Annotated in this window: 21 protein-coding genes; 8 read left to right on the plus strand and 13 right to left on the minus strand. The window is 70.6% G+C overall.

Annotated elements, in window-relative coordinates; genetic code table 11:
* Nucleotides 1–4: 4 nt before the first annotated feature.
* The 5 genes from HNR51_RS22955 to HNR51_RS22975 are packed head-to-tail and all read right to left on the minus strand — an operon-like array spanning nucleotide 5 to nucleotide 5581.
* A complete protein-coding gene (locus HNR51_RS22955) occupies nucleotides 5–1234 on the minus strand; it encodes a class I SAM-dependent methyltransferase (protein WP_182556469.1) in 1230 nt (409 codons plus the stop codon).
* Nucleotides 1231–2349 carry a CDP-glucose 4,6-dehydratase gene (rfbG, locus tag HNR51_RS22960; RefSeq protein ID WP_182556470.1) on the minus strand — a complete coding sequence of 373 codons (1119 nt, stop codon included), beginning with the start codon at nucleotides 2347–2349 and terminating at the stop codon, nucleotides 1231–1233. The genes HNR51_RS22955 and rfbG overlap by 4 nt, the downstream gene beginning before the upstream one ends.
* Nucleotides 2349–3116 (minus strand): glucose-1-phosphate cytidylyltransferase, encoded by a 768-nt coding sequence (gene rfbF / locus HNR51_RS22965; RefSeq protein WP_152275893.1) that lies wholly within the window; start codon nucleotides 3114–3116, stop codon nucleotides 2349–2351. The genes rfbG and rfbF overlap by 1 nt, the downstream gene beginning before the upstream one ends.
* A 31-nt stretch (nucleotides 3117–3147) precedes the next feature.
* Nucleotides 3148–5334, minus strand: a complete 2187-nt coding sequence (locus tag HNR51_RS22970) for a glycosyltransferase family 2 protein (RefSeq protein ID WP_182556471.1) — start codon at nucleotides 5332–5334, stop codon at nucleotides 3148–3150.
* 34 nt (nucleotides 5335–5368) lie between these two features.
* On the minus strand, nucleotides 5369–5581 hold the full coding sequence (locus HNR51_RS22975; RefSeq protein ID WP_182556472.1) for a hypothetical protein: 213 nt from the start codon (nucleotides 5579–5581) through the stop codon (nucleotides 5369–5371).
* Between HNR51_RS22975 and HNR51_RS22980 the strand changes: the two genes are divergently transcribed.
* The 3 genes from HNR51_RS22980 to HNR51_RS22990 all read left to right on the plus strand — a co-directional run bounded on the left by HNR51_RS22980 (nucleotide 5580) and on the right by HNR51_RS22990 (nucleotide 7076).
* On the plus strand, nucleotides 5580–6239 hold the full coding sequence (locus HNR51_RS22980) for a MarR family winged helix-turn-helix transcriptional regulator (RefSeq protein WP_012452702.1): 660 nt from the start codon (nucleotides 5580–5582) through the stop codon (nucleotides 6237–6239). The two genes, HNR51_RS22975 and HNR51_RS22980, sit on opposite strands and share 2 nt — an antisense overlap.
* 92 nt (nucleotides 6240–6331) lie before the next feature.
* Nucleotides 6332–6736, plus strand: coding sequence for a type II toxin-antitoxin system RelE/ParE family toxin (locus HNR51_RS22985; RefSeq protein ID WP_182556473.1), 405 nt, complete (start codon nucleotides 6332–6334; stop codon nucleotides 6734–6736).
* A 4-nt stretch (nucleotides 6737–6740) separates the two neighbouring features.
* Nucleotides 6741–7076, plus strand: coding sequence for a helix-turn-helix domain-containing protein (locus tag HNR51_RS22990; RefSeq protein ID WP_182556474.1), 336 nt, complete (start codon nucleotides 6741–6743; stop codon nucleotides 7074–7076).
* Between the two features lie 4 nt (nucleotides 7077–7080).
* On the opposite strand, the gene HNR51_RS22995 is transcribed toward HNR51_RS22990, so the two are convergent.
* The 8 genes from HNR51_RS22995 to HNR51_RS23030 all read right to left on the minus strand — a co-directional run bounded on the left by HNR51_RS22995 (nucleotide 7081) and on the right by HNR51_RS23030 (nucleotide 13298).
* Nucleotides 7081–7407: a hypothetical protein gene (locus tag HNR51_RS22995; protein ID WP_182556475.1), complete on the minus strand. Its 327-nt coding sequence runs from the start codon at nucleotides 7405–7407 to the stop codon at nucleotides 7081–7083.
* Nucleotides 7404–7691, minus strand: a complete 288-nt coding sequence (locus HNR51_RS23000; protein WP_182556476.1) for a hypothetical protein — start codon at nucleotides 7689–7691, stop codon at nucleotides 7404–7406. The genes HNR51_RS22995 and HNR51_RS23000 overlap by 4 nt, the downstream gene beginning before the upstream one ends.
* A gap of 169 nt (nucleotides 7692–7860) precedes the next feature.
* Nucleotides 7861–8523, minus strand: a complete 663-nt coding sequence (locus tag HNR51_RS23005; protein ID WP_182556518.1) for a M15 family metallopeptidase — start codon at nucleotides 8521–8523, stop codon at nucleotides 7861–7863.
* Complete coding sequence (locus HNR51_RS23010) at nucleotides 8523–8960, minus strand: EamA family transporter (RefSeq protein WP_182556477.1); 438 nt, start codon at nucleotides 8958–8960, stop codon at nucleotides 8523–8525. Before HNR51_RS23010 ends, HNR51_RS23005 begins: the two co-directional genes overlap by 1 nt.
* An 11-nt stretch (nucleotides 8961–8971) precedes the next feature.
* On the minus strand, nucleotides 8972–9340 hold the full coding sequence (gene crcB, locus HNR51_RS23015) for a fluoride efflux transporter CrcB (protein ID WP_182556478.1): 369 nt from the start codon (nucleotides 9338–9340) through the stop codon (nucleotides 8972–8974).
* Between the two features lie 148 nt (nucleotides 9341–9488).
* Nucleotides 9489–11750 carry a xanthine dehydrogenase family protein molybdopterin-binding subunit gene (locus HNR51_RS23020; RefSeq protein WP_182556479.1) on the minus strand — a complete coding sequence of 754 codons (2262 nt, stop codon included), beginning with the start codon at nucleotides 11748–11750 and terminating at the stop codon, nucleotides 9489–9491.
* 10 nt (nucleotides 11751–11760) lie between these two features.
* The gene (locus tag HNR51_RS23025; RefSeq protein WP_182556480.1) at nucleotides 11761–12777 is read right to left on the minus strand and encodes an FAD binding domain-containing protein; all 1017 of its coding nucleotides are present in this window, start codon (nucleotides 12775–12777) and stop codon (nucleotides 11761–11763) included.
* A complete protein-coding gene (locus HNR51_RS23030) occupies nucleotides 12774–13298 on the minus strand; it encodes a (2Fe-2S)-binding protein (RefSeq protein ID WP_012452692.1) in 525 nt (174 codons plus the stop codon). The genes HNR51_RS23025 and HNR51_RS23030 overlap by 4 nt, the downstream gene beginning before the upstream one ends.
* A gap of 290 nt (nucleotides 13299–13588) precedes the next feature.
* Here HNR51_RS23030 and HNR51_RS23035 point away from each other — a divergent pair, with 290 nt between their 5' ends.
* The 5 genes from HNR51_RS23035 (at nucleotide 13589) to HNR51_RS23055 (ending at nucleotide 20864) form a co-directional block, all read left to right on the plus strand.
* Entirely contained in the window at nucleotides 13589–14974 is a 1386-nt protein-coding gene (locus HNR51_RS23035; RefSeq protein WP_182556481.1) for a M20/M25/M40 family metallo-hydrolase, read from the plus strand.
* A gap of 178 nt (nucleotides 14975–15152) precedes the next feature.
* Entirely contained in the window at nucleotides 15153–15815 is a 663-nt protein-coding gene (locus HNR51_RS23040; RefSeq protein ID WP_239681552.1) for a hypothetical protein, read from the plus strand.
* A gap of 11 nt (nucleotides 15816–15826) precedes the next feature.
* Nucleotides 15827–17911 carry a glycosyltransferase gene (locus HNR51_RS23045; protein ID WP_182556483.1) on the plus strand — a complete coding sequence of 695 codons (2085 nt, stop codon included), beginning with the start codon at nucleotides 15827–15829 and terminating at the stop codon, nucleotides 17909–17911.
* A complete protein-coding gene (locus HNR51_RS23050; RefSeq protein ID WP_182556484.1) occupies nucleotides 17908–19983 on the plus strand; it encodes a glycosyltransferase in 2076 nt (691 codons plus the stop codon). The genes HNR51_RS23045 and HNR51_RS23050 overlap by 4 nt, the downstream gene beginning before the upstream one ends.
* Nucleotides 19980–20864 carry a hypothetical protein gene (locus tag HNR51_RS23055; RefSeq protein ID WP_182556485.1) on the plus strand — a complete coding sequence of 295 codons (885 nt, stop codon included), beginning with the start codon at nucleotides 19980–19982 and terminating at the stop codon, nucleotides 20862–20864. Before HNR51_RS23050 ends, HNR51_RS23055 begins: the two co-directional genes overlap by 4 nt.
* The last annotated feature ends 13 nt before the right edge of the window (nucleotides 20865–20877 follow it).

Genomic DNA, 20877 nt, shown 5'->3' on the forward strand with positions numbered 1-20877 from the left:
CGCCTCAGAACACCGTCAGCTCGGGAATCGCCACGGCGAAGCGCCCACCCCATTCGCGGATCGCCGCCATCTCGCCGGCGATCTCGTCCTTGAGGTTCCAGGGCAGGATCAGCACCGTGTCGGGCCGCATCGCGAGAAGGTCTTCGGGCGAGACCACGGGGATGCGGCTGCCGGGCAGCCACGTGCCCTGCTTGTGCGGCGAGCGGTCGGCCACCGCCCGGATCAACTCCGGGCCGATGCCGCAATAGTTGAGGAAGGTGTTGCCTTTGGCCGCCGCGCCGTAGGCGCAGACCGTGCGGCCCGCCGCCCGCTCCTCGATCAGGAAGCGCAAGACCGCGCATTTGATGTCGGCCACTGCCTGCCCGAAGCCGTCGTAGCCGGAGGGATCGAACAGGTTCGCGCCCCATTCACTGAGCACCACGCGCTCCAGCGCCGGGGTCGGCCGGTGCGCGGCCCCGTCGTGGCAGGCGAAGACGCGTAGCGAGCCGCCATGGGTCGGCCATTCCTCGACATCGAACACCCGAAGGCCCTGGCGGCGCAGGATGCCGATCACCACGCCGAGCGAGAGGTAGGAGAAGTGCTCGTGGTAGATCGTGTCGAACTGCCGGCTCTCGATCATCCGCAGAAGGTGCGGGAACTCGAAGGTCGCCACCCCCTCCGGCTTCAGGATCTCGGCGAAGCCCGCCGTGAAGTCGAGGATGTCGGGCACGTGGGCGAGGACGTTGTTGGCCGCCGTGAGATCGGCCTTGTGGCCCGCTGCGGCGAGCCGCCGGGCGGTGTCGCGGCCGAAGAAGGCGACCTCGGTCGGCACGCCGCGCTCCACCGCCACGCGGGCGACGTTGGCCGCCGGCTCGACTCCGAGCACCGGCACGCCGCGCCTGACGAAGTATTGCAGCAGGTAGCCGTCGTTGCTCGCGACCTCCACGACCTTGCTCTCCGGCCCGAGGCCGAAGCGCTCGATCATCGCCGCGACGTAGCGCTCGGCGTGCCGCAGCCAGCCGGCGGAGAAGCCGGAGAAGTAGGCGTAATCGGAGAAGATCGCCTCGGGGCTCTCGAAGGCTTCGAGCTGCACCAGCCAGCAGGCGTCGCAGACATAGGCGTGGAGCGGATGGAACACCTCGCCCCGGTGGCGCCGCTCCGGCGTGACGTAGGAATTGGCCAGCGGCGACAGGCCGAGATCGCAGAAGGTCCGGGTCAGGGCGGCGCCGCAGGCACGGCAGGTCGGGGCGGTCACGCTTGAACTCCGGTTCGGGCTCCGGCTCTCGCTCCAGGCTGGCCCAGCGCCTCGTAGCGCGCGATCTCGGCCTCGGCCAGGGCGCGCGGGTCGGCGCCTTCGGCGGCGGCGCGGTACCACGCGGCGGTCCAGTCGAGGGTCGTGTCGAGGGTGAGCCGGCGGTCCCAGCCGAGCCGGGCGCGGGCCTTCGAGGCATCGACCTTGAGATAGGTCGCCTCGTGCGGATGGGTCTGCTGCGACAGGTGCCAGCCGGCGCCGTCGCCCCAGCCGCGGGCCAGCCGCTCGACGAGACTCGAGACCGGCCGGCAATCCTCGTCCGCCGGCCCGAAATTCCAGCCCTCCGCGAAGCCGTCGCCGTCCGCGCCCGCGAGGCATTCGGCGAGCCGGAGGTAGCCGGCCAGCGGCTCCAGCACGTGCTGCCAGGGGCGGATCGCGTGCGGCGCGCGGATTTCGACCGAAGCGCCCGTGCCGAACGCCCGCACGATGTCGGGGATCAGCCGGTCGAGGGACCAGTCGCCGCCGCCGATGACGTTGCCCGCCCGCGCGCTGGCGATCCGCGCCGGGTGGCCGCCCGGGCCGAAGAACGAGGCCCGGTAGGCGCTCGTGACCAGTTCGGCGCAGCCCTTCGAGGCGCTGTAGGGGTCGCGCCCGCCCATCGCCTCGGTCTCGCGGTAGGCGTAGGGCCATTCGCGGTTCTCGTAGGCCTTGTCGCTCGTCACCACCACGACGGCTTGCACCCCCGGCGCCGCCCGCACCGCCTCGAGCAGGTGGACGGTGCCCATGGTGTTGACCGCGAACGTTCCGACCGGGTCGGCGTAGGAGGGCCGTACCAGGGCTTGCGCGGCCATGTGGATCACGATCTCGGGCTCGGCCTCGCTCATGGTCGCCGTGAGCGCGGAGAGGTCGCGGATGTCGCCGATGCGCGAGCGCTCGGACGGAAAGCCGATCGCGCTGAACAGGTTCGGCTGCGTCTCCGGCGGCAGGGCGAAGCCGGTGACGCGGGCGCCGAGCCGGGCGAGCCACAGGCTCAGCCACGCCCCCTTGAAGCCGGTATGTCCGGTCAGCAGCACGCGCCGGCCCGCCCAGAAGGCGGGATCGGGGTTGAGCGCAGCCATCACCACACCTTCCAGGGCGCGTGCCCCCTGGCCCACAGCTCTTCGAGGTGCTTCTTGTCGCGCAGGGTGTCCATCGCCTGCCAGAAGCCGGTGTGATGGTAGGCGTGGAGTTGTCCGTCGCGGGCGAGGCTCTCCAGGGGCTCGCTCTCCCACACGGTGGCGTCGCCTTCGATCCGGTCGAGCACACGCGGCGAGAGCACGAAGAAGCCGCCATTGATGGTGGCCCCGTCGCCCGCCGGCTTTTCGCGGAAACTGCGGACCGCGTCGCCCGCGAGGTCGAGCGCGCCGAAGCGGCCGGGCGGCACCACCGCCGTCAGGGTGGCCAGCCGTCCGTGCGCCCGGTGGAAGGCGGCCAGGGCGGTCAGGTCGATATCGGCGACGCCGTCGCCGTAAGTCATGAAGAAGTCGTCCTCGCCGAGATAGTCGCGCACCCGCTTGAGCCGCCCGCCGGTCATGGTGGCATCGCCGGTCTCGATCAGCGAGACCTTCCAGTCCTCGGCTGCCGAGCGGTGGAACTGCACGTCGCCCCGGCCGAGGTCGAGCGTCACATCGCTCAGGTGGAGCCGGTAATTGAGAAAGAACTCCTTGATGACGTAGCCCTTGTAGCCGAGGCAGATCACGAACTCGGTCACGCCGTGGGCGGCGAAGATCTGCATGATGTGCCACAGGATCGGCCGTCCGCCGATCTCCAGCATCGGCTTGGGGCGCACCACGGTCTCCTCCGAGAGCCGCGTGCCGAGGCCGCCGGCAAGGATCACGGCCTTCACGGGTGGTCTCCGGGTCTGTGCGTCGTCGCCATCATCGCCACGCCTCTATCATGCGCCGCGCGGCATGCGGAAACCGCTCGGCATCGAGCGCGAAGGCGGGCGGGCGGATGCCGAAGGAATCGGGATAGTACGGGTCGCGGGCGAGCCGCGTGCCCCAGCGCCTGCGGAAGCGCGCCTGCTCGGCGGGATCGACCGTCGGCACCCGGTTGCGGCTCTCGTAGTGGTGGAGGCATGCCTCCGCGCAGTAGACGGTGCGCAAGCCGCGCTCGCCGAGCCGCAGGCAGAGGTCGATGTCGTTGTAATTGATGGCGTAGCCCTCGTCGAAGCCCTCGACGGCCTCGAAGTCGGCGCGCCGCACCATCACGCAGGCGCCGGTCACGGCGAGGTAATTGCGGTTGGCGAGGCTGGAGCCGTGATACCCGGCATCGTCGCCCGGAAAGCCGCGGCGGACATGGTCCGGCAGGCCTTCGCCGAAGGTCACGCCGGCATGCTGCAGGCTGCCGTCCTCGAACAGGAGTTTCGGACCGACCGCACCGACGCCGGGGATGGCGAGCTGCGCCAGCATCGCCTCGATCCAGTCCGGTGTGATGACGCTGATATCGTCGTTGAGGAAGACCAGCACCGCACCGGTGGCGGCGCGCGCGCCGAGGTTCATCTTGGCGGCGACGTTGAAGACCGGCCGGTCCCAGGTGATGGTGCGAGCCCCGAACCGCTCGACCGCTTCCCGCGTCTGCGGGCGCAGGTCGCCATTGTCGACCGCCACGATCTCGATGGCTTCGTAGCGGCTGGTCGCGCGGATGCTGCCGAGGCAGGCGGCGAGCAGATCGACGCTGCGCCCGCCGATGATGCTGTCGCGCCCGGCGGTCGGGATCACGATCGAGACGAGCGGGCGGGTCGCGAGCGGGCGCCGCAGGGCGAAATGCCCGGGGCCAAGCACACGGACGACGTCGAGACCGCCGGTGCGCCGGGCGCGTCCGGCCAGCGCGCGGGCGGCGGCCTCCGGCTCGGGATCCCTGCCGCGGCGATGGCAGAGCACCTGCGCGACGTGCCCGATGCGGTCGCTCCGCTCCGTCACCCGGAGCGCGAGGTCGTAGTCGAGCGCGCGCCCGTCCTCTCCCTCCGCGGAAAAGCCGCCGACCGCCCGCACCAGAGCGGTGCGGTAGACCGCGAGGCCGCCGAGATAGAAGCTGCCTTCCAGCGTTTCCGGCGACCAGTCGGGCTTGAAATACGGCTCGCAGCGCCCGCCGTCCGGGCCGATCCGATCCTCGTCGGAATAAAGCCCGTCGAGGCCGGGTTCGCGCGTCAGGCGGCGAACGAGCGCGAGGAGCGCGTGGGGTGCGAGCCGCGCATCGGGCTCCATCGTCGCGAGGTAGGCCCCGCGCGCCTGGGCCAGCGCCGCGTCGAGGGCGTTGCCGCCCGCAGGCGGGGACAGCAGGCGGACGCGGCCGTCCCCGGACGGCAGCGCCTGCAGCGCGGCCGAGGGATCGGCCACGAGGCACAGCTCCCAATCCGGATAGATCTGCGCCGTCAGGCTCGCCACGGCCTCGGCCAGATGGGCCGGCTCGGCGCCCTCAGCCGCCATGAGGAGAGAGATCAGCGGACGCTCCGGCAGAGCCGCGACCTGCGCGCGAAGCGTCTCCGCCGGGGGCAGGGCCTTCGTCTCCACCGCCTCGATCCAGGCGGCGTAGCTGGCCGGCGGGCGGCGGGTCTGCGCGGCGCGGGTGAGGCGGCGCCAGATCTCCTGCGGCGGTACGCTCCGCACCAGGCCCGAGGCGCGCCGCAGGAGCCGCAGCGGTCGCCGCTCCTGCGGCGGCAGCCGTTCGATGATGGTGCGGGCCGACAGGACGGCCGCCGCCATCCGGCCGGCGGGCTCGACCCGCAGCCCGTCGAGGCGGAAGCGCGGGCCGGTCTCCGTCGCCTCCAGACGAAGCGCGCGCGTGCCCGGCGGCAGGCGGATCAGGTCGTCGGTGCCGTCCTCCCGCGGTGTCAGACGGTAGCGGCGCGGTTCGGCCTCGCCCGCCGCCTCGACCGCGAGCACCGGCTGCACCGCCTCCGGGCGGCAACGGAGGCGGATGCGCGTGCCCGACAGGGCCGCCACCGCCGCGGCGGGGCCGAGGGCGAAGACCGGATCGGGGCCGGTCGCGCTCCAGGTGCCGTCATCGGCGACGCGGCGCAGATCACGCAAGGGGTAGAGGCCGAGCGCCTCGCGACGCGTCATCGTAACGGCTCGCCGTCTCGGGTCCGGTGGGAGTTCATGCGCCGCCGCAATCCACGAAATCGGCCGTTCCGTGAAGCGGTTTCTCGCGAAAGGCGTGCATGGCCGACACTGCGACGGCAAAGCGAAAGGTTTCTGTCATCGAAGTTTCATCGCGCATCGGCAGATGCTTGCCTTGCGGGCTGCCCGGACGCACGCTGTTCGGGTTGCGTCTCCGAGCCCGCGCGTCCGCGAAGGGAAACCGGATCATGTCGGCGGCAAACGAAGCGGTCGCCGTGGCGGCACACGGCGAGGCCACCGGTCAGCCGGGCGGCCGCAGCGCGCAGAAGGACCAGAAGGACAAGGCGGGTAAGACCGTGAAGCGGCTGCGCGCCCCGGCGGCCAAGAGCGTCGGCTGGGCGCTCGTCCAGGCCGCCCGGCTGCACCGCGCCCGGGTCGGCGACCGGCTCGCCGAGCTCGACTTGTTCGCGGGCCAGGAGCAGGTGGTGCAGGCGCTGGCGGCGGCCGGCAGCATGACCATGGGCGATCTCGCCGCCACCCTGCGGGTGCGTCCGCCGACCGCCTCGAAGACGATCTCGCGGCTCGCCGCCCTCGGTTTCGTCGAGCGCCGGGCCGAGGCCGGCGACGGCCGCATCGTGCGCGTGCGCCTGACCGAGACCGGCCTCGCCAAGGCCGCCGCGATCGAGCGGATCTGGGACGAGGTCGAGGCCGAGCTGCTCGAAGACTTCGACAACAAGGAACGCCGCCGCCTGCGCAAGCTCCTGCGCCGTGTCGCCCGCAACCTCGCGGAGGCCGCCGGCGTGTCCGGCCACGAGGAAGCCGATTCCGAGATCGACGGCGAGGCCGACGACGAGGAGGAGGCCCTGCTGGGACCGGGCGCATCCGACGCGGTGGGGCAATCGTCCTGAGACACGGCCGACACTCTTCGCTGCGCATCGCAGAAGCGCATCTCTGCCGCCTCGCCCGCCACTGATCCGGTGCCTTTCCCGTTGACGGTGCTATGGGTATATCCCCATATTCAGCTGTGTCGTCGGCATTCCTACCTTTGAAAGAATGTTGGTTCGTCGGGTCGAGCCGAAACGATCTGGCGGCATTTCCAGATGAGGTCAGAAGCGCGTTCGGTCACGCGCTTCACGAAGCTCAGTGCGGCCTGGAGCCGTATACGGCCAAGGCTTTGAAGGGCTTCGGTGGTCGCGGCGTTCTCGAGATCATCGAGAATCACGATAGTGATACCTTTCGGGCTGTTTATACGGTGCGCTTCGCCGAGGCGATCTACGTACTTCACTGCTTCCAGAAGAAGTCGAAGAAGGGCATCGCCACGCCGCAACACGAGATCGAGCTGATTCGAACTCGATTGCGCGATGCAGAAGCGATGGACCGGATCCGGACCAAGGAAGGACGTTGAGCCGATGAAGGGCACCGAAGACGCTTACCAGAGCAGCGGAAACATCTTCGCGGACGTGGAACTGGCGGACGCCCAGGAACTGCATCTCAAGTCCAGCCTCGTGATCGAGCTGCGGCGGCAGATCGAAGGCCGTCAGCTGACTCAGACCGCGGCGGCGAAGATCCTCGGAATGGGGCAGGCCGACTTGTCGAAGCTGCTGCGCGGCGGCTTGCGTGGCACGTCCGTCGAGCGCCTGATGCGGATGCTGACCGCTTTCGATCAGGATGTGGAGATCACGGTGCGCCCGCATTCCCGGGCGGGCGAGGGCGGACGCATCACAGTCACGCCCGTCCCCGCCTGACGGGTCAGGCCCGGCCCGCCGGCACCATGTCGGCGAGGTCGTGCCGGGCCGGATGGGAGAGGGCGGCGGCCAGCATCGCCTCCAGAACGATGAGGTCGGTTTCCGGGTCGGGCTCCCAGCCGCAGGTGCAGTGCCCATTGGGTCCGTGGGCGGCGGCGACCTGCCGGTAGAGCGCGCCGACGGTGCGCGCCGCGGCTTCCAGGGCCGCCATCACGTGCATCGGTTCCCGCTGCAGCGCTTGCCAGAAGGCGAGCGTGAGCGCCCGCTCCAGCGTTCCTTGCGCGTGCCGCTCCGCCGCGTCGGGCGGGGCCGTGACGAGACCGGCGCTCATGCCTGCACCGTCGCCCGCATCCGCACGCGCGCCTCGACCGGCGCCAGCCGTGGCGGCGTCGCGTCGCCCGGCTCCAGCCCGACCAGAGCTTCGAGCCCGCTCCGGCTCAGGGCGAGGGAGGAGCCGTCCCACCACGCGGAACGGACGGAGGCGAGCAGCCCGTCGAGGGTCGCGAGCCAAGCGGCGAGGCCACCCCTCCTGTCGCGCGGCGGGGACAGCGTATCGGCCCGTGCCGACCAGGGGCTGCCGTGAGACACGTTCGGGGAGATGAGAATGTGCGCCATGTCTTCATCATGGCTCCATCGCCCGATATTTCGCAAGCAATCTTCAAAACATTGGAAATACTTCAATCGACCACTGTTTTGAATGATTTCAACTTCAATTTAGAAGAATTCAAGCGAGTCGGAAAAAGGCGCGGTCGCGTCTCGGCTTGGCCCGGCCGGGCGCGGCCGGTCATCGGATCGGGTGGTCGAACGCGGTGTCGGGATAGGGCTCGGCCTTCAGGGTGAAGTGCCACCATTCCTGCGGGTAGGGCACGAACCCGCCGCGAATCATCGCATCGCGCAGGCGGTGACGGTTGCGGGCCTGTTCCGGGGTGATGCCCGGAAAATCCGTCGCCGAGGCCGGATCGAACAGGTCGAACGGGGTGCCCATATCGCATTCCGACCCGTCGGCGTGGCGGACCAGCGTCAGATCCACGGTCGAGCCGCGGGAATGCGACGAGCGCTCGGCGATGTAGCCGAGGCGGAACAGGTCCGCCTTGTCGGTCCGCGGGTAGTAGGCGGCCTTCATGCGGGTGTCGGCCGCGTCGCGCGCCCAGGCGGCGAAGTCGGCCACCGCCCGGCGCGGGCGGTAGCAGTCGAACACCTTGAGGCCGAGCCCTTCCGGTGCCAGCGCCGCCTGCACGCGGGCGAGTGCGCGGGCGGCCTGCGGCGTCAGCAGGCAGCGCGGCGCCTCGTAGCCGGCGATGGGCCGGCCGACGAAGTTGTCGGAACCGGCATAGCGCATGTCGAGGACGAGGCCCGGCACGAGCCGGCCGGCATCGACGAAGGGGGCCGGTTCCGCCGCAGCGGGCTGAGACGCGGCGAGGGCAAGACCGGTCAGGGCGGCGCGCATCAGGCCCGCCATGCCAGCAACCCTGCGCCGGCCGCGATCAGTCCGACGCCGAACCAGTGATGGAGCGCGAGACGCTCGCCGAGGAAGAGGACGCCGAACACGGCCACCAGCACGACGCTCAGCTTGTCGAGGGGCGCGACACGGCCGGCATCGCCGAGCGCGAGTGCCCGGAAGTAGCAGAGCCAGGACGCGCCGGTGGCGAGGCCCGACAGGATCAGGAAGACAAGGTTTCGGCCCGAGAGGTGGCCGATTTCCCGCGTCTGTCCCGCGGCGATGAGGATCGCGCCGGCGAACGCCACCACGACAAGGGTTCGAACGAAGGTCGCGACATCCGGCGCCACGCCGTCGATGCCGACCTTGGCGAGGATCGCGGTGACGGCGGCGAACCCGGCCGAGAGCAGGGCCCAGAAGCGCCACGACAGAAGCAATTCGCTCACCGAATGCCTCCCTACAGGGCGTGTCGCATCACGATCAGCGCCAAAGCGAGCCCCCCGATTCCCGCCAGAACCGAGACGAGGACGTAGGCAAGCGCTGCCATCCAATCGCCGCGCTCCATCAGGGTGAAGGCTTCGAGGGAAAAGGTCGAGAAGGTGGTGAAGCCGCCCAGGATCCCGGTGGCCACGAACAGCCGCGCCTGCGGCGGCCCGCCGCGTAGCGCCATCCAGCCGGTGACGACCCCCATCAGCACCGAGCCGAGGATGTTGATGCCGACCGTGCCCCACGGGAAGCTCGATCCGAGCCGGACCGCGGCGAGGTTGACCCCGTGGCGCAGCACGCCGCCGAGGCCGGCACCGAGGAAGACGAGAAGGGTGTTCAAGGTCTTGGCTCGAAACGGGAGTGCAGTCACGGTGCCGACGTGCAAGGCGCGTGCAGGTCTAGTGCATCGGCCTGCGGGAGCGCCACGAAAAGAAGCCCGCCGGCTGTGCAGCCGGCGGGCTCGTTCGACTTCACGGCGAGCGTGAAACTCAATCGTCGGCCAGAATCTTGTCCGGCGTGATCGGCAGATGGCGGATGCGCTTGCCCGTGGCGTGGAAGACCGCGTTCGAGATCGCGGCGGCCACGCCGACGATGCCGATCTCGCCCAGACCCTTCACGCCGAGCGGGTTCGCCTTGTCCTCCTCATCGACGAAGATCACGTCGATGTCGTGGATGTCGGCATTCACTGGCACGTGGTACTCGCCGAGATTGTGGTTCATGAACCGGCCGATGCGGTGGTCGAGCATCGATTCCTCGTGCAGCGCCGAGCCGACGCCCATGACGATGCCGCCGAGGATCTGGCTACGGGCGGTCTTCAGGTTGAGGATCTTGCCGGCCGCGATGGCCGAAACCACGCGGGTGCAGCGGACTTGGCCCAGTTCCTCGTCGATCTTCACCTCCACGAAGATCGCCGAATGGGTATAGGCCTCGTATTCCTTCGCGAAATCCTTGTCCGGGGCGGCCTCGCCGGTCGCCTCCAGCTTCGCGGTGCCCGTCGCCTTCAGCACATCGGTGAGCGCCACGCTTTTCGCCGGATCACCCGCCAGTTCGATGCGGCCGTTCGAGAAGACGACGCGCTCGAAATCGGCATTGGCCAGCGGCGAGTTGTCCATGCCGCGCGCGAGCTTGAACGCCTGCTCGGCGATTGATCGGCAGGCCTTCATCACCGCGGTGCCGGAGGAGGCCGCGGTCCACGAGCCGCCCGCCACGGGGGCCTTGGCGAGCTGCGTGTCGCCGAGCTTGGTCGTGACGTGGTCGAGCGGCAGCCCCAAAGTGTCGGCGGCGATCTGGGTCAGGATCGTGTAGGTGCCGGTGCCGATGTCGCCCGTCTGGTTGCCGACCTCCAACCGTCCGTCAGCGGTGAGCACGGCATGCGCGCTCGACTGCATCATCATCGATTCCCAGATGCCGGTGGCCATGCCCCAGCCGACGAGTTCGCGGCCCTCTCGCATGGAGCGGGGCTGCGGGTTGCGCCGGCTCCAGCCGAAGCGCTCAGCGCCCTCGCGGAAGCATTCCTTCAGCGCCTTGGAGCCGAACGGCTTCTCCTCGGTCGGATCGCTCTCGGTGTAGTTCTTCAGGCGAAGCTGAATCGGGTCCTGGCCGGTGGCGTAGGCCAGTTCGTCCATCGCCGTCTCGATGGCGTAGACGCCGGTCACGGCGCCGGGCGCGCGCATGTCGCCCGGCGTCGGGGTGTCGAGCTTGGCGAGGCTGTAGGTCAGCTTGACGTTGTCGCAGTCGTAGAGCACGCCCGACCAGTTGACGACGACCTCCTGGTAATCCTCGTAAGACGAGGTGCCCTGCACCGCGTCGTGCCTGAGCGCGGTGAGCTTGCCCGAACGGTCGGCGCCGAGCGAGACGGTCTGCAGCGCCTCGGAGCGGTAGGTGAACGACCACATCTGGTCGCGGGTGAGCGTCACGCGCACCGAGCGGCCGAGGTCTTTGGCCGCCAGCATCGCCAGGAAGAGCTGGTATTGCGGGCGCAGCCCCGATCCGAAGCCGCCGCCGAGATAGGGGTTGAGCACCCGCACCTGCTCCGGCTTCAGGCCGAAGGCGCTGGCGATGTAGTCGTGGGTGTTCGAGACGCCCTGGATCTTGTCGTAGACCGTGTAGGTGCCGTCTTTCTCCACGACGACGGTGGAGGCGTGTGGCTCCATCGGGTTGTGGTGCTCGTCGGCCATCCGGTACTGGCCGTTGACGCGGATCTCGGCCGCATCGAACGCTGTCTCGGCATCGCCCCACGGCTCCGGCGGCGGCTTGATGCCGGAGCGCTTCATCGGCGGATCGTAGGATTCCGGCGCCTGCGCCGCGAGATCGGTGCGGGGCGCCACGACCCCGTAATCGACCCGCACCAGGGAGGCGGCGTAGCGCGCCGTCTCGAAATCCTCGGCGACGACGAGGGCCACCGGCTGGCCGGAGAACACGATCCGGTCCGTCGCCAGCGCCTGGAACGGCGCGCCGGGAGGCGCCACCGCATCCTGATAATCCTCCGGGTTGTCGGAGGTGGCCGGACGGTTCTCGTGGGTGATCACCTTGATGACGCCGGACACCGCCTCGGCGGCGGAGGCGTCGATGCTCCGGATGCTGCCCTTGGCGATGGCGCTCGACACCACCACGCCGTATGCGAGATCGGGGGCGGCGAACTCGCCGGCATATTTGGCAAGGCCGGTGACCTTGGCCGGGCCGTCGACGCGACTGACGGCGCTGCCGACGAACCGGTCGCGGCCGGCCGCCGGGCTGAACTGGACGGTCATGGGCGGCTCCTTACTGGATGCGCTTGTCGGACTGGGACTGGGGCGTGCCGGCGGCGGCCTGCTCCAGGCCGCGGACGATGGCGCGGCGCGCCAGTTCGATCTTGAAGCCGTTGGTCGCCTGCGGCTTGGCCTCGCGCAGGATCAGGTCGGCGGCCGCCTTGAAGGTCTCGCGGGTGGCCGGCTTGCCCTGCAGCAGCGCCTCGGCGTCGGTGTTGCGCCAGGGCTTGTGGGCGACGCCGCCGAGCGCGAGGCGCGCAGTGCGGATGGTCTGCCCGTCGAGTTCGAGCGCGGCGGCGACCGAGACCAGCGCGAAGGCGTAGGAGAGCCGGTCGCGCAGCTTCAGGTAGGTGTGGTGCGTGCCGCCAAAGCCCTTGGCCGGCAGGTCGATGGCGAGGACGATCTCGCCGGGCGCGAGGTTGGTGTCCTTGGAGGGCTCGTCACCCGGCAGCCGGTGGAACTCGGCGAACGGGATCGAGCGGTCGCCCTGCGGCCCGCTGACCTGCACGACCGCCTCCAGCGCGGCGAGCGCCACGCACATGTCGGAGGGGTGGGTGGCGATGCACTTGTCGCTGGTGCCCAGGATCGCGTGGATACGGTCGACGCCGCCGATCGCCGAGCAGCCGGAGCCCGGCTCGCGCTTGTTGCAGGGGGTCGCCGTGTCGTAGAAGTAGTAGCAGCGGGTGCGCTGCAACAGGTTGCCGCCGGTCGAGGCCGCGTTGCGCAGCTGCGCCGAGGCCCCGGCCAGGATCGCGTCGGCGAGCAACGGGTAGCGCTCGCGGATGCGGGCATCGTAGGCCAGCGTCGCGTTGGTCACGAGCGCGCCGATGCGCAGGCCGCCCTCGCGCTCCTCGATCTTGTCGAGCGGCAGACGGGTGATGTCGATGAGTTTGCCCGGCCGCTCGACGTCGTACTTCATCAGGTCGATGAGGTTGGTGCCCCCCGCGATGAAGCGGGCCGCGGGGTCGCTGCCGAGCGCCTGCACCGCCTCCGCCACCGTGCTGGGGCGGACGTAATCGAAGCGGTTCATCGGGCGTCTCCCTGCTGCATCACCTCTTCGATCGCATCGACGATGTTGGTGTAGGCGCCGCAGCGGCAGATGTTGCCGCTCATCGCCTCGCGGATCTCGTCGCGGGTCTTGGCGTGGCCCTCGTTGATCAGGCCGACCGAGGAGCAGAGCTGGCCCGGCGTGCAGTAGCCGCACTGGAAGGCGTCGTGCTCGACGAAGGCTTCCTGGATCGGGTGAAGGCTGTTCTTGCCTTCGCGCTGGGCCAAGCCGGCCAGACCCTCGACGGTGGTGATCTCGGCGCCGTCCTTCATCACGGCGAGCGTGAGGCAGGAATTGATGCGGGTGCCGTTCACCAGCACGGTACAGGCGCCGCACTGGCCGTGGTCGCAGCCCTTCTTCGTGCCGGTGAGGTCGAGGCGCTCGCGCAGGAGGTCGAGCAGGGTGGTCCAGGGGGCCACCTGAAGCGTGCGCCGCTCGCCGTTGATGGTGAGCGTGATGCCGATTGTCCCGACGGCGCCGGGCGAACCGCTGTCGATGAGCATGGTTACATCCGTGGTGAGGCGCGGGCCCTGTACGGACGAACCGCGGCACCTGGGTGTCGCGAGGGGCCGGGTGGGGCGCGCGTCTTGGAAGGGCGCGGGCTCAGGGGTCCGCGCCGGGTCGTCTCGATAACCATTCCAAGGTGGCACTGTTCCGCTCGCCCTGTGGAGGGGACGCCGCAGCCCGTTCACGGACCGGCGAGGCGTGAGAGGGGCTTCCGGTCCGGGCGGGGTTACGCGGGGCGTGAAGCTCGGCTAACGCTTGCCCCGCACGCCGACTTCGAGGAGCCGCCATGGCCGACGCACTCGACCCCGTCCTCAACGACATCGACCGCGATCTGGACAACAGCCTGGAGCGGCTGTTCGCGTGGCTGCGCATCCCCTCGATCTCGACCGACTCGGCCTATGCCGGCCATTGCCGCGAGGCGGCGCAGTGGCTCGAAGGAAACCTCACCGCGCTCGGCTTCGCGACCAGCGTCGAGGAGACTTCGCTGCATCCCGTGGTGCTGGCGCATCGCCCGAAGCCGGGCGCGCCGCACGTGCTGTTCTACGGCCATTACGACGTGCAGCCGGTCGATCCGGAAAACCTCTGGAAGACGCCGCCCTTCGAGCCGCGCATCGACGAGACGGACGGCACGAAGCGGATCGTCGCCCGCGGCGCCTCGGACGACAAGGGTCAGGTGATGACCTTCGTCGAGGCCTGCCGGGCGCATCTCGCCATGTCCGGCGACCTGCCGGTCGGCGTCACCATCCTGATCGAGGGCGCCGAGGAGAACGGCTCGCAGGGGTTGCCCGAATGGGTCGAGGCCAACCGCGACCGGCTGGGGGCGGACGTGGTCCTCGTCTGCGACACCGGGATGTGGGACCGCGAGACGCCGCAGATCACCACCTCGCTGCGCGGCCTTGCCTATTACGAGGTGAAGGTGACCTGCGCCGACCGCGACCTGCATTCCGGCTTCTTCGGCGGCGCGGCAGCCAACCCGATCCATGTCCTGTCGCGGATCATCGCCGACCTGCACGATGCGGACGGCCGCGTGACCCTGCCGGGCTTCTACGACGGCGTGCGCGAGCCGCCGCCCGAGCTGCTGGAGCAGTGGCGCGGGCTCGGCCTGACGCCCGAGAAGTTCCTGGGGCCGATCGGCCTGAAGCAGCCGGCGGGCGAGCGCGGGCGCCTGCCGATCGAGCTGATCCAGTCGCGCCCGGCCTGCGACGTGAACGGCATCATCGGCGGCTATACCGGGGAGGGGACCAAGACCGTCATCGCGTCGCAGGCGTCGGCAAAAGTCTCGTTCCGCCTCGTGGACGACCAGGATCCGGAGCAGCTCTCGAAGACCTTCGAAGCCTTCGTGCGGGAGCGCGTGCCCGCCGACTGCTCGGTGGACGTGGTCTGCTACAAGGGCTCGCGGGCGGTGGCTCTGCCCTACGACATGCCGCAGCTCGCGGCGGCGCAGGCGGCGCTCTCGGCCGAGTGGGGCCGCGCGGCGGTGGCGGTGGGGGCCGGCGGTTCGATCCCGATCGTCGGCGACTTCAAGCGCATCCTCGGCCTCGACACCCTTCTGATCGGCTTCGGCCTCGACGACGACCGCATCCACTCGCCCAACGAGAAGTACGAGCTGACGAGCTTCCACAAGGGCACGCGCTCCTGGGCGCGGATCCTGTCGGCGCTGGCAAAGGCGTAAGCGGCGCGGCGGCGATGACATCGAGCCTTCCGACCCTCTCCCCTTATCCTGGGGTGTCCTTCGAGGTCGCTGCGGGGCGCCTCAGGACGAGGCTGCGGGTGGGACGCTCGGGGAACGCGCTGGCAGACGGCGTGACGGCATGAGCGCCGCTGCGATCTTGCGGCCGACGGAGGAGGCTATGCTCGTCCCGGCCCACCTCATCGAGGCCGCGCCGGGTGCCTGCGTGCTGCGCTTCCCCCTGCCGCCTTCGCTGCCGATCCCGCTCCACATCGCGTCGCCCGAAGGCGTAGGGCTGGTGACCTGGGCGTTCGCCGGTCTCGAAGCGGCGGCATCGGACGGACCCGTCTGCTTCCTGGCGCTCGACGGGGACGGAGCGGCCCTGCGCGACGGCGTGAGCGTCGCCACGCATTTTCGCGACCTCGCCTTGCGGCTCGAACCCGCCCCGGCCGGCGCCCTGAGCGCGGCCGAGCGGGACCTGCTCGCGCGGGCGCTGCTCTCCGCCGGCACCTCCGGCCTCGGAACGCTCGGGGCGCTGTTCGGCCTCGTCGAAGCAGCGGTCGCCGCGCTGCCGGTCGCCGACGAGGCGCCGGACCTCGCCGACGGGGCCGGCGGCTGGTCGATCAGCGGCACCGCGATCCCGCTCGGCCTGCTGTTCCGGGGGCCCGCGGGCTGGGGCTGCGCCCGCGTCACGCGGGCGGCCCTGCGCTTCGCGGGGCACCCGCGCCAGCACCTCACGCTGGACCCCGTTTGGGGGGCGGCGCCCGAGGGGCTGCCCGCGCGCGCCTTCGCGCTCCAAGCCCACGGCTTTACCGCGCTGACGACATCGGGTCCCGTGACGTGATGGGCCTCGCGATGGCGTCCGACCCCGCGCAAAAGCCGGCGATCCTCGTCCTCGCGCCGATGCCGGCGGCGCCGGTGAGCGCCGGCAACCGGCGCCGGCTCGCTGCCACCTGCGAGGCGCTGACCCGCGGCGGCTTCGCCATCGACCTCGCCTATTACGCCCACGAGGATCAGATCTACCGCCGCTTCGGCCAGCACCCGCCGACCGATCTTGCGGCGATGGAGCGGACGTTCCGCAATGTCTTCCTGATCGAGGCGCGGACGGTGATCCCGCTCAAGACGCGCTCCAACGCCTTCGGCATCGACGAATGGTGCCCCGACGAGGTCGGCGACTTCGTCGCGTGGTATTTCTCGGCCTATCCGGCGACCGGCGCGGCTCTCGTGAACTACGTCTTCCTCTCGCGCGCCCTCGAGCGGGTGCCGCCGGGCGTGCTCCGGCTCATCGACACCCACGACCGCTTTGCCGGCCGCCAGACCCAGTACCGGCCGTTCCGCGCCGAGCCGAACTTCTTCTACACCGACGCGGCCGGGGAGGCGGCGGGGCTGTCGCGGGCCGACATCGTGCTGGCGATCCAGGCGGCGGAGGCCGGCTCTTTCGCGGACCTGACCGACAGCCGCGTCCTGCTGCTGCCGCCGCATTTTCCGGCGCGGAAGCCGTTCGCCGTGCCGGAGCGGGTCGCCCGCATCGGCTTCCTCGGCCACGGCAACGATCCCAATCTGTTCTCCATCGGCCGCTTCATCCGGGCCTGGCGCGAGGGCTGGACAGCGGACCGGCCCGAACTCGTCATCGCCGGCGAGATCTGCCGCAGCCTGCCCGGCGTCGAGGGGCCGGGCGTGCAGCTCCTGGGCTATCTCGACCGGCTCGAGGATTTCTATGCGCAGGCCGATGTCGTCGTGGCGCCGATGCTGATGGGGTCGGGGCTGAAGATGAAGGTCGGCGAGGCCCTGTCCTTCGGCCGTCCGGTGATCGGCACCGAGATCGGCCTGGAGGGCTTCGAGCCGGTGGAAGCGGCCCATCGCTGCCGCGATGCGGAGGCGGTGAAGGCGGCGGTGCTGGCGGTCTCCCAGGATGCCGACGCCCTGGCGCGGCTGACGCGGGCGAGCGAGGCGCTGTTCACGCGCTATGCCGAGACGGCCTTGGCCGCGGAAGCGGAACTGATCGGTCTCTTGAGAGCGCACGAACAGGGACGCGCATCCCCCTCTCCCCGCATGCGGGGAGAGGGTCGCGACGACCACAGAACTCGGGTCTACCCGAGTTCTGATCTTAGTTGCCCAAGTCGGGCAAGCCCGACTTGGGATGTCGGCGCGACGAGCGGGAGCGAAGGTGAGGGGGCGGATCAGCGAGAGCCTCCTTCGTCTACGCCCCCTCACCATCGCCTGCCGGCTCGCTCTGCCGACGGCGAGGTCGGCATCCCCCTCTCCCCGCGTGCGGGGAGAGGGGGCGCAAAGCCTGAAGCGGACGGAGCAAGAGTCTTCCGAGGCGGCGGCCTCGTCCTGACCGTCGAGACCTCCACCCGCTCCCTGCCCGCCGCCGACCCGGATCTTGGCGTGCTGATCGCCACCGAGCGGCGCCCCGGTCGCGGCATGGCGGAGGTCTATGCGCCGCAGCGCCAGCGCTGGTTCGCCCGCGCGGAGGCAAGCGCTGCCGGCAATCCGCCCGATCTCGGCGCCCTCGATGTCACCCTCGCGCCCGAATGGGTGCGCGACCGGACGCTGCCGTCCGCTACCCGCGCCGCGCTCGCCCGCGCCTTCGCCCGGATGCAGGTGGATTGGGAGACGGAAGGCCGCATCGTCGGCCAAGCGAAGGATCGCATCGAAATCGAGACCCTGCTGCCGGGCGTTCTCGTCAACGGCACCCATCCGGCGGCCGCCTTCCTGATCGCGGGGGAGGGCGCCTGCGAACTGCTCCTGGAACGGGTCACGCCGCTCCATCGCCGCGGGGCCTTTGCCTACACCGACCGGACCGGGCGATTGCCCGCGCCGCTGCCGGTGACACTCTCCCTGCGCGGGGCGGTGCCCTCGAGCGGTGGCGCCCTGCTGTTCCTCACCGATGACGGCATCGGCCGCATCGCCCTGCCGGAAGTGTCCGCCCCATGAGCGACACGCCTGCCGTCCCCCTGCTCGACACCGTGGATGCCGGTACCGGCCGCCGCGCCGCGCTCGCCGAGGCTGCGCTGCTCTGGGAGGCGCTGTTCCGCAACGGCGTGCGCCTCGCCTTCGCGTTGCAGCCAGAGCCGGACGTCTCCGTCGTCATCGTCGCCCGCGACGCGCGCCACCTCCTGGCGCTGACCCTTTATCGGCTCTGCACAAGTCAGGCGCTCGCCGGGGTGAGCTTCGAGGTCGTGCTGGTCGACAACGCCTCCGGGCCGGAGACCCGCGCCCTCTACGAGCGGCTCGACGGGGTGACGCTGATCGAGAACGCCACCAACACCGGCTTCGGCCCGGCCTGCAATGCCGGCGCGGCGCGGGCGCAGGGGCGCTTCCTCCTGTTCCTCAACCCCGATGTCGATCTCCTGCCCGGCGCGCTGGCGGCGATGGTCGCCACCTTCCGCGATCACGAGGGAGCCGGCATCGTCGGTGCCCGGCTCGTCTTCCCCGGCGGCGTGCTCCAAGAATCCGGCGCGGGCTTTCGCGACGACGCGCAACTCACTCACCCGTTCGGCCGCGGCAACGCCGACCCCTTCGCCCCCGAACACGCCGCGACCCGCGACGTCGGCTACGTCTCGGGCGCCGTGCTGATGATCGAGCGGAGCCTGTTCGAGAGTCTCGGCGGCTTCGATCCGCTCTTCGCCCCGGCCTATTTCGAGGACACCGACCTGTGCCTGCGCTGCCATCAGGCCGGGCGTCGCGTCATCGTGCAGCCGCGGGCCACGGCGATCCACTACGAGAACGCCACCAGCGCCCGCCGCGAGGAAGTGGAGGCATTGCTCGACCGCAACCGCGCCCGCTTCCTCGACCGGCATCGGGCGAGCCTGTTCGAGCAGGGGCCGCAGCCGCGGGGCGGCGGCTTCCTCGATCACGATCCCTGGCGCCTGCGCGTGCTCTACGTCGACGACCGGGTGCCGCATCTCGATCTCGGCGCCGGCCTGCCGCGGGCCAACGCCATCCTCAATGCCATGGCGGGCCTCGGCTACGCGGTGACCTTCTTCCCGAACTACGAGGCGGATGCGGACGAAGCGCGGCGCTACCGCGACCTCGATGAGCGCATCGAGATCGCCTATGCCAGCGGCGACGACGGCTTCGCCCGCCTGATCCAAGAGCGGCGCGACCATTACGACGTGCTCTGGGTCAGCCGGCCGCACAACATCCTGTTCGTGACCCAGGCGCTCCATGCCGCCGGGCTCGATCCGCGCCGCTTCGTGCGCTCGAAAGTGATCTTCGATTCCGAGGCATTGTTCGCGCTGCGCGACTTCGTGACGGAGGCGGCGACCTCCGGCAGCGCCACCGCCGCCGATCTGGCGTGGCAGGCCGAGCGCGAGACGCGCCTGTTCGGGCTTGCCGATGCAGTGGTCTGCGTCTCGCCGGCCGAGGCGCGGGTGCTCGCCCGCTACAGCGCCTGCAACGCCACCGTGCTCGGCCACGCCCTGGCTCTGCCCGAGGCGCCGACGCCGGATTTCGCCGCACGCTCCGGCTTCGTTTTCGTCGGCGCGCTGGCCCGCGAGGGCCAGCCCAACGTCGATTCCCTCGACTGGTTTTTCGGGCACGTCTGGCCCCTCGTGCGGGCGCGGCTGCCGGAGGCGGCGCTGACGATCGTCGGCGGGATCGCGCCGGAGATCCGCGAGCGCTACGCCCGTGAGCCGGGTGTGCGAGTGACCGGCCGGGTGCCGCGGACCGAGCCGTTTCTCGACGCCGCGCGGGTGTTTCTGGCGCCGACGCGCTTCGCCGCCGGCATCCCGCACAAGGTTCACGAGGCGGTGGCGCGGGGGCTGCCCTGCGTCGTCACTCCGATCCTCGCCGATCAGGTCGGCTGGGCGGACGGCACCGGCATCCTCGTGCGCGACTGGCGCGATCCGAAGCCGTTCGCCGATGCGCTGGCGGTGCTCCATGAGGATGCCGGCCTGTGGCGGTCGGTCCGAGAGGCGGGGATCGAAAAAATCTCCGAGGATTGCGACGCCGATGCCTTCGCGGCGGCGATCCGGGCTTTGTGCGAGGCGCAGGTCGTCGCATGAGCGCCTCCCCCGTCGCCCGCCTCGTCGGCCTCGCCACCGGTCTCCTGCGCCGCGCCGCCATCGGTCGCGTCCCGAAGCTGTTCGATGCCGCCTATTACCGCGAGCGCAATCCGGGCGTGGCGCGCAGCGGCCTCGACCCGTTCCTGCACTACGCATGGTTCGGCGCGCGCCGGGACCGCAATCCGAGCGCGGATTTCGACACCGCCTTCTATCGCCGCCAGAGCGGCCGCACCCGGCTCGATCCCCTCCGCCACTACCTGAAGGTCGGCGCCGCGCAGGGTCTCGACCCGAGCCCCGCCTTCAGCACCAGCCTCTATCTCGCCCGCTACCCCGACGTCGTCGCGGCCGGGATCAACCCGCTCCTGCACTTCCGCACCGACGGGCGGGCGGAAGGGCGCGAGGCGGCGCCCTCGCCGATCGAGCCCGACCGTCTGCGGGCGCTGGACGGCGTGGCGGAGGAGCATCTCCTCACCCTGCCCGAGGCGGAGGGCGGGCGCTTCGCCCTGACGCTGCTGCGGCAAAGCCCGCTCGACCGTGCGGCGGCATTCGCCCCGCGCTTCTGCCTTCAGCTCTGCGTCGACGGCGTCGAGTACGACGCCCTGCTCGACGCGTTGCGCGCCTTCGAGGCCGGGGCGCAGGAGGCCGTGGCGCTGGAGATCGATACCGGCGCAGGCCCGCACCCGCCGATGCCGACCCAACTCCTCGCCTTCGAGCGTTGCTTCGTCTCGCGCTCGGATGACGGCCGGGCACTGCACCTGCGCTACGCCGAACTGCGCGCCTGGGATCTGCGCCTCAAGCGCCCCGGCGTCGCGGCCGTGTTCCCCGGCGGCCATTTTTCCGCGCGATGGCTGGCGAAAGGGGAGGGTTGGCTCGATCGCTGACGCGCGTTCGGGG

Source organism: Methylorubrum thiocyanatum (assembly GCA_014138645.1).
GTDB classification, from domain to species: Bacteria; Pseudomonadota; Alphaproteobacteria; order Rhizobiales; family Beijerinckiaceae; genus Methylobacterium; species Methylobacterium thiocyanatum.